The sequence below is a fragment of the Treponema socranskii subsp. socranskii VPI DR56BR1116 = ATCC 35536 genome (assembly GCF_000468115.1).
In the GTDB taxonomy this organism is placed as follows: domain Bacteria; phylum Spirochaetota; class Spirochaetia; order Treponematales; family Treponemataceae; genus Treponema_D; species Treponema_D socranskii.
The window spans coordinates 58322-71266 of sequence record NZ_AVQI01000016.1; the positions used below are offsets into that span (position 1 = coordinate 58322).

Sequence of the window (12945 nt, forward strand, 5' to 3'; positions counted from 1 at the left end):
TCATCCTCTATATTCCCTCATGCATGCACCGGTGCGAGCACCGGAGGACGGTTCCCCGCTGCAACGGGTTCGAAATCGGTAAAGCTTACGGCCCCTTCGGCAAAACGTATTTCCGGCTTTACGAGAGAATCGTCGCTCATCACGATCATACCGTCTTCGTTTTCGTCGGGATGCTTTCCGATCGGCGCATTCGACAACAAAAGCTTTAAGCGGTTGAGCTGATTGACTTCGCTCGAACCCGGATCGTAATCGATCGCGCTGATATTCGCGCCGGGAAAGCGACGGCGGAGCTCTTTTATCATGCCCTTTCCGGTAACGTGATTCGGAAGACAGGCAAAGGGCTGCACGCATGCGATACTCGGCACTCCCGTTTTGATAAGTTCGACCATCTCCGCCGTGAGAAACCAGCCTTCACCCGTGATATTTCCGAGCTGGACGATATCGTCGACGCTTTTCATCTGTTCGTAAATCGTTTCGGGCGCATCGAAGCGCCGGCTTTTGCGGATGTATTTTTCGATAGGCTTTCTGAAGCGCTCGGTAAACCACACGAGAAGGCGCGCAATCGTTTCGGTTTTTTTCGGGAACGCGAGTTTTTCGTGTCGGAAAATACCGGTCGAAAACGTATACAGGAAAAAGTTCACCATATCGGGCATAACCGCTTCCGCGCCTTCGCGCTCGATCGTATCGACGATCTGATTGTTCGCCGTCGGATGAAATTTGACGAGGATCTCTCCGACTATGCCGATGCGCGGTTTTTTGATCGGCAAAAGCGGCAGCGCATCGAAATCGTCGATGATGTTTTTGACAAGTTTGTGAAAACCGCGGACCGAAAGGGAGCGCAGCTGAATCTCCGCCCTGCCGTTCCATTTTTCGTAAAGCGCGTTCGCCGACCCCTGCACTTTTTCATAGGGGCGCGTCCGGTACAAAACGCGCATAAGCACGTCGCCTATCATCGAACTCATGATGAGTCGTTCGAGGAGAGGGAGCGTCACTTTAAATCCCGGATTTTGTTCGAGACCGTTCGCGTTCAGCGAAAGGACGGGGATATGTCCCCATCCCGCATCGTTTAAAGCTCGCCTGATAAAGCCGATGTAATTCGTCGCGCGGCAGCCGCCTCCCGTCTGCGAAATGATGAGGGACGTATGATTCAAATCGTACTTGCCCGATTCGAGGGCGGCGATCATTTGCCCCGTGACGAGGATCGACGGATAACACGCGTCGTTGTTGACGAATCTCAAACCGATATCGACGGCGCGCGGATCGACCGCATCGAGTACGACGAATTTATAGCCGGAATATTCGAAGGCTTTTTGAAAGAGACGGAAGTGGATCGGCGACATCTGAGGAGCGATGATCGTATGCGTGTACTTCATCTCTTTCGTAAACACTTGCTTTCGGTACGAAGCGCTTTTTACGACGGGTTTTTGATGCCGCCTCTCGCGCTCCTTTACCGCAGCGATGAGCGAGCGGATGCGGATGCGTACCGCGCCCAAGTTTGCACCCTCATCGATTTTAATAAGCGTATACATACGTCCCTTTGCGCGCATGATTTCGTCGACCTGATCGGCCGTAACCGCGTCCAGCCCGCAGCCGAAACTCGTCAACTGCACGAGTTCGATGTTCGGCATTCCGGTGACAAAGGAAGCCGCGCGGTACAATCGATTGTGATACGTCCACTGATCGATGATGCGCAGAGGCCGCTCGATGCTGCCCAAATGTGCGACGCTGTCTTCGGTAAAGACCGCAAGTCCCAAATCGTTTATCAGTTCGGGAATACCGTGGTTGATTTCGGGATCGAGATGATACGGACGGCCTGCGAGCACGATGCCGTTTGCGCCGCGCCTGATCGTCTCTTCGATCGCTTCGATACCCTTCTCTTCCGTATCGCGCCGAAACTTTTCCTCTTCTTTCCACGCTTCGTCGACCGCGCGCGAAATGCGCTCTTTCGTCAATTCCGGAAAGTGCGGGATAAGCTCTTCGGCTAAACGCACGGCGAGACGGTCTTTATCGTAAATCGGCAAAAACGGATCCATATATAGGATGGAAGCGTCCTGTCTGAGCGAATCGATATTGTTGCGCAGCACTTCGGGATAGCTTGTGACGATGGGACAATTATAGTGATTGCCCGCAGTCGAATCTTCCTGCAGTTCGTAGGGCGCGCAGGGATAGAAAATAAATTTTACGCCCTGCTGCAAAAGACTTTCGACGTGTCCGTGAGAAATCTTTCCCGGATAGCACACCGACTCCGACGGAATCGTTTCAAGTCCTTTTTCGTAAACCGTACGCGACGATCGGGAAGAAAGACGCACGCGGAAACCGAGCGCAGTGAAAAACGTAAACCACAGCGGATAATTTTCGTACATATTGAGTACGCGCGGGATGCCGACTTCCCCCATCGGCGCATCTTCGGCACGGAGCGGAATGTAATTGTTAAAAAGCCGCGCGTATTTCCACGCGAACATATTCGGAAGCTTCCCTTCTTTTCCCGCTTCGATATTCGTCGCTTTTTTATTGCTCGCATCGAGAACATTGCCGTCGAGTTCCGCTCCCCGCTCGCAGCGGTTGCCCGTTACGAACTTCCGCTCGAAGCCGCCGGTGCTGAACGTGTTGATCGTCAAAAGGCAGTTGTTTTGGCATTTGCCGCAGCGGCGGAGATCGAGCTTGACGCTGAACGACTCAAGATCCGAAAGCGTGGCGATGCCCGAACGGATTTCATGACGAGGAGCGCCCGGTCCCTCTTCGGGCTTCGGAGCCGAAAGGTCGAGCCACTGATCGTAGGCGATGAGCGCCGAACCGTAGGCTCCCATGAGACCTGCAACGTCGGGACGGAACACGTGCACACCCGAAATGTTTTCGAACGCACGCAGCACGGCATCGTTGTTGAACGTACCGCCCTGCACGACGACTTTCGTGCCGATGTCGCTCGCCTTACGCAATTTAATAACTTTGAAAAGCGCGTTTTTAATAACCGAATACGAAAGACCTGCGGAGATGTCGGCGACGGACGCACCTTCTTTTTGCGCCTGTTTGACGCGGCTGTTCATAAATACGGTACACCGGCTTCCCAAGTCGACGGGCTTTTCGGCGCGCAGCGCCCTTTTGCTGAACTCGCGTACATCCATACCCATCGTGCGCGCAAAATTGTCGAGAAAGCTGCCGCAGCCGGAAGAGCAGGCTTCGTTCAATTGAATGGAAACGATGGCTCCGTCTTTCATGCGAAGGCATTTCATATCCTGCCCGCCGATGTCGAGTAAAAATTCGACGCCCGGCACGAAAAAGTCCGCCGCGCGGAAATGCGTTATCGTTTCTACTTCGCCCGCATCGACGTTGAGTGCCGCTTGAAAGAGCGCTTCTCCGTAGCCGGTCGAAACCGCGCGCGCGATGTACACATCTTTCGGAAGCCGCGCATAGAGTCCTTTTAAAACTTTGACGGCAAGGTCGACGGGATTGCCCGCGTTCGCCGCATAAAAATCCCACAGGATTCTTCCTTCCTGATCGATGAGCACGGCTTTCGTCGTCGTGGAACCCGCATCGAGGCCGAGAAAGACGGGGCCTTTGACAGAATCCAAATCGCCGCGCTTCGCTTTTTCTTTTGCATGCCGACTGACAAATTCGTCGAGATCGCTTTGGCTTTTAAACAGCGGCTCCAAGCGCTGCACTTCGCTGAGTTCCGCGCCGACGAGATTCGAAAGGCTGCTTCTGAAATCGGCGACCGTCGGAAAAATAAAATCCGGCATACCCGAATAGCGGCGGTCGGCCGAATACGCGCAGCCCTGCGCGACGAAAAGCTGGGAGTTTTCCGGGACGATGATTTCGTCGTCTTTTAATTTCAGCGTAACGATAAAGCGTTCACGCAGCTGATCCATAAAGTGGAGCGGGCCGCCCAAAAACGCGACGTGACCGCGTATCGGCTTTCCGCACGCAAGACCGGAAATCGTTTGGTTGACGACGGCTTGAAAAATGGACGCGGCGATATCTTCGCGACGGGCGCCTTCGTTGATGAGCGGCTGCACGTCGGTTTTCGCAAAAACGCCGCAACGTGCGGCAATCGGGTAGATCGTGTGCGCGTCTTTTGCAAGCGTATTGAGACCGTCGGCGTCCGTTTCAAGGAGAGCGGCCATCTGATCGATAAAGGCGCCGGTACCGCCCGCGCACGTACCGTTCATGCGCTGCTCCACGCCGCCTTTAAAATACGTAATCTTCGCATCTTCGCCGCCGAGTTCGATGACGACATCGGTGAGCGGAATGATCGTTTTGACGGCAGTCGTCGCCGCGATAACTTCCTGAATAAACGGAACGGAAAGCCACTGCGACACGGACAATCCTCCCGAACCGGTCACTTTGACGGTAACCGCTCGTTCCGCTCCTCCCGCGATATTTTTTTCGAGGAAGTCGAGAGCTTTGTTTACGACGGATATGATCGTGCTGCGGATATCGGCACGGTGACGTTCGTAGTCGCTGTATATGAGCGTATCGTCGTCGTCGAGCACGGCAATCTTTACGGTCGTCGAGCCGACATCGATGCCTATACGGATCGGAAGCAATTCATTATGTAAAGCACTTTGTGTTACTGCCATAAATTCCTTGTTAATTCTCTCCCGTTTTAGCTCTCCTACTATAATAGTAGTAAAGCATAAAATAGGCAAGTTGAACGATTTTACAAATTGACGGCAGGTGCGATCCTATGCGCACATACGGTACCGTAAAAGATCCGCGCGATCCGCCGGGCACATAACGGCGCAAGCGAATCGCACGGTATTCGATTTATTCACCCAAAAACAATTTCAAATCGTCGTCGACGGTGCCGATCGTCGCAAGACCGAAATTCTTTACGAGCACGTTTAAAACATTGGGCGACAAAAACGCCGGGAGCGTGGGCCCGACGTGAATGTTTTTTACGCCGAGGTACAAAAGCGCAAGGAGCACGATGACGGCCTTTTGCTCGTACCACGCAATATTGAACGCGAGCGGCAGTTTATTGATATCGTCGAGACCGAAAATCTCTTTGAGCTTGAGCGCGATGAGCGCGAGCGAATACGAATCGTTGCACTGCCCCGCATCCAAAACGCGCGGAATGCCGCCGATATCGCCGAGATTCAATTTATTGTATTTGTACTTTGCGCAACCCGCCGTCAAAATGACGACGTCTTTCGGAAGCCGCTTTGCGAATTCGGTGTAGTATTCGCGCGACTTCATCCTTCCGTCGCAGCCGCCCATCACGATGAATTTTCTGATCGCACCGGATTTTACCGCAGCGACGATTTTATCGGCAAGCGCAAAAACCTGCTCGTGCGCGAATCCTCCGACAATCGTTCCGCTTTCGATCTCTTCCGGCGGCTCGCAGCTTTTCGCCTGTTCGATGATCGCCGAAAAATCTTTTTTTTCGCCGTAAGAACCGGGAATGTGACGGCAGCCGGGAACGCCCGTCGCGCCCGTCGTCCACAAGCGGTCTTTGTAGCTGTCGGGAGGAATCACGACACAGTTCGTCGTCATCAAAACGGGGCCGTGAAATTTTTCGAATTCTTCTTTTTGTTTCCACCACGCGTTTCCGTAGTTTCCGACAAAGTGCGGATATTTTTTAAATGCGGGATAGTAATTCGCCGGAAGCATTTCGGAATGCGTGTACACATCGACGCCCGTCCCCTGCGTCTGCTCCAAAAGCATTTCCATATCTTTCATATCGTGCCCCGAAATCAAAATGCCGGGATTTTTCCGCACACCGATATTGACCGTCGTCGCTTCGGGATTTCCGTACGCGCCCGTATTCGCTTTATCCAAAAGCGCCATACCCTGAACGCCGTATTTTCCCGTTTCAAGCGTAAGGGCGACCAGATCGTCGACCGAAAGACCCGCATCGAGCGTTTTCGAAAGCGCCTTTTGAATAAAAGCGTCGACTTCTTCATCATCCTGCAAGAGCGCGTTCGCATGCTTCGAATACGCCGAAAGCCCTTTCAAACCGTATATGATAAGTTCGCGCAGAGAGCGAACGTCTTCATCGCTCGTCGCGAGAACGCCGACCGTCGAAGCTTTCGCATCGAAATCCGATGCATCGCCTTTCCACGTCGCAGCTTCCGGAAGATCCTCTCCGCCCGATACTGAAGGCAAGAGGCGCTCGGTCGCAGCGAGCGTCTCTTCGATCCGCTTAATAATCGACTCTCTGTCGAAGTTCGCATTCGTAATCGTCGTAAATAAATTGAGCGTTACGAGATGATTGACATCTTTGCTTACAGGAAGCCCCGCTTGGCGCATCTTCGTCGTTACGCACGAAAGCCCCTTCGTCACATAGATAAGCAAATCCTGCATCGCCGCCACATCGGGCTTTTTACCGCAGACACCCGAAACGGTGCAGCCTTTGCCGCCCGCAGTTTCCTGACATTGGAAACAAAACATCTTAGCATCCATAATAAGACACTCCTTGTTCTTCCGTATAATTTCGCACATATACATTTCCGCTGCGGTTGCCCTGCCCTTACAGTTCAAACGCTTGCGTTTACAGTTCGAGTATACTAAAATGGGGCGCGGAATGATGTGGTAAAAACCACGCCGGTTTTATATCGATTTTACCGGATTGAACGGCGAGTTTTATTAAACTCGAAATTGAATCTATCGGGGAATACGGCGCAGGAGGCGTAAGTGGATACGGCGATGCTTCGTTCGCTGAAAATCTTCAACGGCATGGACGAAAAAGAAACGGCGCGCGCGGCCGAGGCGCTGGGCGTATGCGAGCGCGCATATAAAAAAGGCCAAATCATCTTTCATGCGGGAAAGACGACCGATAGGATGGGCATGGTGCTTTCAGGAAGCGTCATCATCGAAAACAACGATGTGTGGGGCAACCGCACGATACTCGGTTACATCGGTAAGGGACAGTTTTTCGGCGAAACCTACGCGCTTTTGGAAAACACCGCACTCCTCGTCGATGCGTGCGCGAACGAAGACAGCCGTATCGTATTTTTTAAAATCGGCGCCGTCCGTCGCCTTGCGGCAAGCGGAGAGCCCTGGCTCGTAAAACTTTTGTCGAATCTCCTTATGATTTCCGTCCGCAAAAACATCGCGCTGTCGGAGCGGAGCTTTCACACCGCCCGCAAAACGAGCCGCGCAAAACTCCTGTCGTATCTGAATTTCATTTCGCTGAAAAAGAAAAGCACCGAATTCGACATTCCCTTCGACCGACAGCAGCTCGCCGACTACCTCAACCTCGAACGGACGGCTCTTTCGAAAGAACTCGGAAAAATGCAAAACGACGGTCTCATCACATTTCGAAAAAATCACTTCGTGCTGAACAAAACGAAGTCACAGGGAAAATAGAGGCTATCCCAACATGCACATCTTTTATCAATGTATGATTCTATTTCGCCGTTTGCCCTTGTTTTCATTGCGCGCATAAAAAATGCCGACCTGTCCGCAAAAGAATCGATCGGCGTCTTACGGACGATCATGCAGGCGGAACAGACTCATCCTGATGTGCGTACGGTTTCCAGCCAGCCCAGCATAGTGTCCAGTACGAGGCGGCTGTTTCCGCATTGACAGTGGTTCGACGCCGCTTCTTTGTCGGTGAACAGCCTGAACGTTACCGATTTTGCACCGGTGAGCGCATCGATTTCTTCTCGGTATAAATGCCAATCGATAAAGTGGTCTTTTGCGCCCTGCAAAATCAATACGTCCTGATCGATTTTGTCCGCAATATCGAGCATTTGAAAATCGTTCATTTTTTGCATCCATTCGTACGGGCTTTTTACGCCGTATGCGTGCATGCCGTGATTGAGCGCCCATTGGAAAGCGGGATCTTTTTTTACTTGACCGTACAACACGGCGTTTATAATGCCTTTTAAGCGAAGACGCAGCAGCGTTTTGAAAAAGTTCTGCGCCGCATCGGGTAAATCAGAGAGGGCTACGTGTAAAAAATTCGGAAACACCGACCATGCGATAACCTGCTTAATGCGTTTTTCAAATGCGGCGGCTCTGGGCGCAAGCATCCCTCCCAAGGAAGCGCCGACGATAACAAGGTCGTCCAAATCGAAATGATCGATGATCGCCGTAACCGGTTTTTCCCATTCGTGCGTAAAAGTTGCTCCCTGCACACGCAAAACGCCGCCCTGTCCCGGCCCTTCAAAAAGATACACATCGTAACCGTTTTCGGCAAAATACAGCATAGGAAAAAACAGCTCTTCAAAATAACTGTCGTTTCCGCCGTGCAAAAGTATCGTCCCTTTCGGAGTTTTATGCGAAGCGCTCATGCCGGCTTTTGTGTACATAACCGGAAGACGGATCGAACCGAACGGAACGTCGAAGCGTTCAACCGTACCCGACGAAAAATAATCGGCATAGTGCGCGTAAAACAAATCGGCGGCTTTTTTATAATACGCAAGCTTGTCACCGTCGCCGTCCGCCATAAAAAACTCGCTCATGCGATAATAAGCGATCGCGTTTTCGGTTCTGCTTTCTTTGAGCGCATTGTCTCCCAAGCGGATGAGCGTATGCTTCCAGTCGTCGTGCGTGCGAATGCCGCGCGACACGGCGGCCGTTTCATCCAAGTCGCCTCCGTCCCAGTTGATAAGCCTATTAAGCTGAAAATTATAGTTTGCATTGTCGTTTAAATTATATAAACCGACTTTAAATTGGATCATAATTCCTCCAAATAAATATTTTTATAGAAACCTGCTGTAAAGTTTCAGGCGAGTGACAACGTACGATTTGTTACATAATAACGGATCGAATCGGAAAATACTTCCATCAGGACGCTGTTTTTCGAGTCCTCGATTTTTTATCGTCGAAGTGAAGTAATTTGAAGAACGCGAAGAGTTTCGGCAAGATTTTTTTAAGCGATGTTGCCGGTATCAGCTTCCGCTTTTGAGAAAGTCCGTAAACGATATGCCGCAGTATTTTTTACAGGCGGTTGCAAAATGAGAGGAACTTGAAAAGCCTGCAAGGATTGCGGCGTCCGTTATGCTCATGCCTTTTTCGATAACGCAGCGGCAGGTTTTTTCGAGTTTTTTCAAAAGAAGATAGTTTTTAAAATCGATGCCGACTTCTTCTTTAAATAAATGTAAAAATCGGCTTTTGCTCAAACACAGCATCCGAGGAATCGTATCGTATGCATCGCTTTCGATACTTTCGCATTGTTCTATAAGACGTATCGCTTCGGCAATACGGCAGTCCATATTCCGCTCTCCCTCGCTCTTGCACATATCGCCGAATACGGATGCACCGTTCGCCTTCCGCTTTTTTTGCTTTGCATGCACGGCGAGAGTGCCGACAAGATATTCATCTACGGCTTCCAAGTGCTCCCCGTCCTCAAGCATACGTATGAGATGCTTTTCGATTTCACTCGGAAACGGGCTGAGCTTCTTTCCTTTTAGCAGTTCATCGTCGATTATCCGTGAAAGCTCGGACGTCGTATCGATCAAAAACACCGCCATAGGCGCATCCTTGTTTCGCCGAACACAGTGCATGACGTTCGATTGAATGACGGCCGAACGCAGACTTTCACTCTCCTTCTCCGCCGTACAGGTAAAAGGTCGTACCGAAATGAGAGCATGCTTTGCAAAATGTTTGTGCGCTTGCGGGTCGTCGTAGCGCGCCCAAAAGACAATACGATCGTCTTTATATATCATACCGTTTGTATTTTAGCAAAACACGAATAATTATTCATTGTTTGTGAGCACAGATGCGCCCCTCCCGTCCGCAGCGTGTGGGTATTACAGTGTCGCCATACCGCGCAGCACAAAACCTCTACCGAACCAGAGAAATCGGACGCCGCCCGTTAATCGACGGAAACGCCGACTTCGCGGTAATAGCGCTTCGCGCCCTCGTGCAGCGGTAAGCCTGCGATGTCCTTTACCGCATCCTGCGCCGTCAAGCCTTTTAAATTACGCTGCGCGTTTCCGAGCTCGTCGACGTTTTCCCAAAAGGTTTTCGTGAGCATATATACCGTTTCATCGTCGAGCGTCGAATTGCAAAACATCAGCATTTTAATAGCCGTCGTTCCGACATCGGCGTTTTGTCCGGGATAGGTTCCCGCGGGAATCGTATAGCGCGCATACCACGGATAAGATGAACGAAGCTTTTCCAAAATATCGTCTCCGATTCCGACGAGATTGCATCCCGACGAGCAGGCCTGAGAAACGGCGGCTGCGGGAATGCCGCTCATAATCCATGCACCGTCGAGCGTGCCGTTTTGGAGCATGTCGGCAGCATCTCCGAACGCGATGTATTCGGTTTGAATATCGGACGGATAGCTCAAGCCCGCCGCGGTAAAGTGGTTTTTACACTCGCCTTCAACGCTCGATCCCGCAGCGGCGACGGCAAAATGTTTGCCTTTGATGCCGGAAAGGGATGCAATGCCGGATTTTTTTGTAACGACGACCTGGTTCGGATTAAAATACAAACCCGCTATGATGCGGAGATTTTTATTCGCAGCGCCATCGAAGCTGTCGGTGCCGTTATAGCTTTGCCAGCAGTTCGAGCTCACGGCGATCGACACTTGCGACTCTCCGTCGGCGATCTGATTGAGGTTATCGATGCCGCCGTTCGACGCTTGACTCGACGCGCTCACAAAATCGATCTTCGTGTCCCACACGTTTGTGATCGCAGCTCCTACCGCATAGAGCGCGCCCGAAGCGGATGCCGTCGGAAATTTAATAGTCACTTTTTCGTGTCCGCCCGCCGCAGTTTTTTTTCCGCTGCAGCCTGCAAGTACGGCAGCCGCAAAAACCGCTGCAAAGCTAATCCTTATCGATACGTTTTTCATATTCACCCCCATAAAACTTATGCAAACCTCTAAAAACCGACAGAGCTTTTAAAAGCAGCTTTTATTAAAACTTCCGTTTTCAAAAAATTCAACCGCGCGCTTTGCAGAACACATGCAAGCGCACTATCATCCGCGTAACCGTATTCTTGAGCCTCCGCTTATGAGCGCTTTTCCGAATCGGAAATCTTTTTCACCTGCACTCGGTTTTTTACATATTGATAAATGCTCACCACAGCGAGGAGCGCAAAACCGATCGCATCGGAGACGACGCCCGCATAGAGCAAAAGAGGGGCGATCGCGATTAACGCCGCCCGTCCGAAAAAAGTTGTGCGGCGCAAAAGCCATCCTTCAAGACCCGCGACGAGCGTGACCGTGCCGACCGATGCCGTAAACATCGACCAGAGGCTCATCGCAAGAGGTGCACTTCCGCTTCCGATGAGCAGCACCGGATTTGCCAAAAAGAAAAACGGAATCAAAAATCCGACAAGCCCTATCCTCACGGCAAGCAGTCCCGTTTTAAGCTGATCCGAATCTGCGATGCCGGCTGCGACGTAACAGCTGATCGCGACCGGCGGCGTGATATTCGAAAGGCACGCGTAGATGAGACAAAACAAGTGCGCCGCTATCGGAAGCACGCCGGTTTTTATTAAAACGGGAACGGCGACAGCCTGCACGATGACGTAGGCCGCCACGCCCGGAACACCCATCCCCAATATCGTAGACATAACCATGACGAGGAGTCCCGTCAAATAGATGCTCTTATTCGGCACGACGTTTAAAATCACGTAGCCCATGTTTAGGCCGAGGCTTGTCAGCGTCACGGTTCCGATGATGACGCCGATGATAATGCACGACACTCCGACGCCGACGGCACCCTTCGCGCCTTCGACGCAGGCGGCGATTATCTTATCCGCTGTCATACGCGTATCTTTTCGGAGCCAGCTCGCGCCGACGGCGGCGAAAATCACAACAACCGCCGAAAGAAGCGGCGTAAATCCTTTCGCCATCATAGCGATAAGCAGCACGAGCGGGAGCACAAGATGTCCCTGCTCTTTCAGCACTTTCAAAGCATCGGGGATGTTATCTTTAGAGAGGCCGGGAAGCCCCATGCGCTTCGCTTCAAAGTGAACGGCGAGCAGAATTCCCAAGTAATACAAAAACGCGGGCACGATCGCTGCGAGCATGACGGTCGTATAGCTTATGTTTAAAAATTCCGCCATGACAAAGCCGACGGCGCCCATGATCGGGGGACAAAATTGGCCGCCGGTACTCGCCGTCGCTTCGACCGCCGCGGCGAATTCTTTTTTGTAGCCTGTCCGCTTCATAAGCGGAATCGTAATCGTACCGGTCGTTGCGACGTTTGCGACGGCCGATCCGTTTATCATGCCCATGAGGGCGGATGCTAAGACGGCGACTTTTGCAGGCCCTCCCGGCGTGCGACCGACGAGCGTCAAAGAAAAATCGTTGATGAATTTTGAAAAACCGCTGTGCTTTAAAAAAGAGCCGAACACGACGAATAAAAAAATATACGTCGCAGACACACCGACGCCGACGCCCAAGATTCCCTGCGTGCCCCAAAACTGCGTAACGAGTACGCGCTTTATCGTAAAGCCGTTGTGTCCGAGCTGCCCCGGAATATATTTCCCGAAAAAATTATACGCAAGGAAGAGCGCCGCAAGAAAGGCAAGATTTCCCGAAGTGCGGCGGGCCGCTTCAAAAACGACGGCAAGCGCAAGAGCGGCAACTGCAATTTGAAACGGCGTAACGCGGCCGCCGCCTCGAGCGACCGCCGTATAGTGAAGTATAAAATAACCGAACGTAAAAAGAGCAAACGCGATGAGAAAAAAATCGACGACGGGAGGAAAGCGACGCTTTCTGTTTTCTTTTTTTGCTGCAGGATATAACAGAAACGCGAACAAAAGCAAAAAGATGCTGTGAAACGCGCGCAGGTTTACGGCGCTCATCACTCCGACGGTATTGAAATACAGCTGAAAGACGACCCAAACGCAGAGCAAAACCGTAATGATCTTTTCCGTCGGACCGGTATACACTCTGGTACGGGAATCGGTATCCGTGTCTTCAAGCAATTTTTGCGCAAGGGCAGCTTCGGTCGATTTCGGCATACGCCTTCCTAAAAGTTTGTATGCGGTCGATTGTATAAACATACATCGGAAAAGTCAATGATTTTGAAAACG

The 12945-nt window shown here is 51.6% G+C and carries 7 protein-coding genes; 1 reads left to right on the plus strand and 6 read right to left on the minus strand.

The window, feature by feature from the left end; all coding sequences use genetic code 11:
- Positions 1–17: 17 nt before the first annotated feature.
- Together HMPREF0860_RS02430 and hcp are read right to left on the minus strand one after the other, a co-directional pair.
- The gene (locus HMPREF0860_RS02430) at positions 18–4577 is read right to left on the minus strand and encodes a 2-hydroxyacyl-CoA dehydratase (protein ID WP_021495464.1); all 4560 of its coding nucleotides are present in this window, start codon (positions 4575–4577) and stop codon (positions 18–20) included.
- 187 nt (positions 4578–4764) lie between these two features.
- Positions 4765–6402 carry a hydroxylamine reductase gene (gene hcp / locus HMPREF0860_RS02435; protein ID WP_021329830.1) on the minus strand — a complete coding sequence of 546 codons (1638 nt, stop codon included), beginning with the start codon at positions 6400–6402 and terminating at the stop codon, positions 4765–4767.
- Positions 6403–6633: 231 nt separating this feature from the next.
- Here hcp and HMPREF0860_RS02440 point away from each other — a divergent pair, with 231 nt between their 5' ends.
- Positions 6634–7308 (plus strand): Crp/Fnr family transcriptional regulator, encoded by a 675-nt coding sequence (locus HMPREF0860_RS02440; RefSeq protein ID WP_021329811.1) that lies wholly within the window; start codon positions 6634–6636, stop codon positions 7306–7308.
- 146 nt (positions 7309–7454) lie between these two features.
- Here HMPREF0860_RS02440 and HMPREF0860_RS02445 read toward each other — a convergent pair whose 3' ends face one another.
- The 4 genes from HMPREF0860_RS02445 to HMPREF0860_RS02460 form a co-directional block, all read right to left on the minus strand.
- A complete protein-coding gene (locus HMPREF0860_RS02445) occupies positions 7455–8627 on the minus strand; it encodes an alpha/beta hydrolase (RefSeq protein WP_021329842.1) in 1173 nt (390 codons plus the stop codon).
- Between the two features lie 210 nt (positions 8628–8837).
- The gene (locus HMPREF0860_RS13155) at positions 8838–9614 is read right to left on the minus strand and encodes a helix-turn-helix domain-containing protein (protein WP_021329816.1); all 777 of its coding nucleotides are present in this window, start codon (positions 9612–9614) and stop codon (positions 8838–8840) included.
- 149 nt (positions 9615–9763) lie between these two features.
- Positions 9764–10750, minus strand: coding sequence for a TAXI family TRAP transporter solute-binding subunit (locus HMPREF0860_RS02455; protein ID WP_021329838.1), 987 nt, complete (start codon positions 10748–10750; stop codon positions 9764–9766).
- Positions 10751–10908: 158 nt separating this feature from the next.
- Positions 10909–12873: a TRAP transporter permease gene (locus tag HMPREF0860_RS02460; RefSeq protein ID WP_038080612.1), complete on the minus strand. Its 1965-nt coding sequence runs from the start codon at positions 12871–12873 to the stop codon at positions 10909–10911.
- Positions 12874–12945 lie beyond the last annotated feature (72 nt).

What these genes read in the sequence shown, in the direction of transcription:
- hcp (WP_021329830.1), bottom strand. Translation starts at nt 6,402, where the DNA reads ATGGATGCTAAGATGTTTTGTTTCCAATGTCAGGAAACTGCGGGCGGC.
- HMPREF0860_RS02460 (WP_038080612.1), bottom strand. Translation starts at nt 12,873, where the DNA reads ATGCCGAAATCGACCGAAGCTGCCCTTGCGCAAAAATTGCTTGAAGAC.
- HMPREF0860_RS13155 (WP_021329816.1), bottom strand. Translation starts at nt 9,614, where the DNA reads ATGATATATAAAGACGATCGTATTGTCTTTTGGGCGCGCTACGACGAC.
- HMPREF0860_RS02455 (WP_021329838.1), bottom strand. Translation starts at nt 10,750, where the DNA reads ATGAAAAACGTATCGATAAGGATTAGCTTTGCAGCGGTTTTTGCGGCT.
- HMPREF0860_RS02430 (WP_021495464.1), bottom strand. Translation starts at nt 4,577, where the DNA reads ATGGCAGTAACACAAAGTGCTTTACATAATGAATTGCTTCCGATCCGT.
- HMPREF0860_RS02445 (WP_021329842.1), bottom strand. Translation starts at nt 8,627, where the DNA reads ATGATCCAATTTAAAGTCGGTTTATATAATTTAAACGACAATGCAAAC.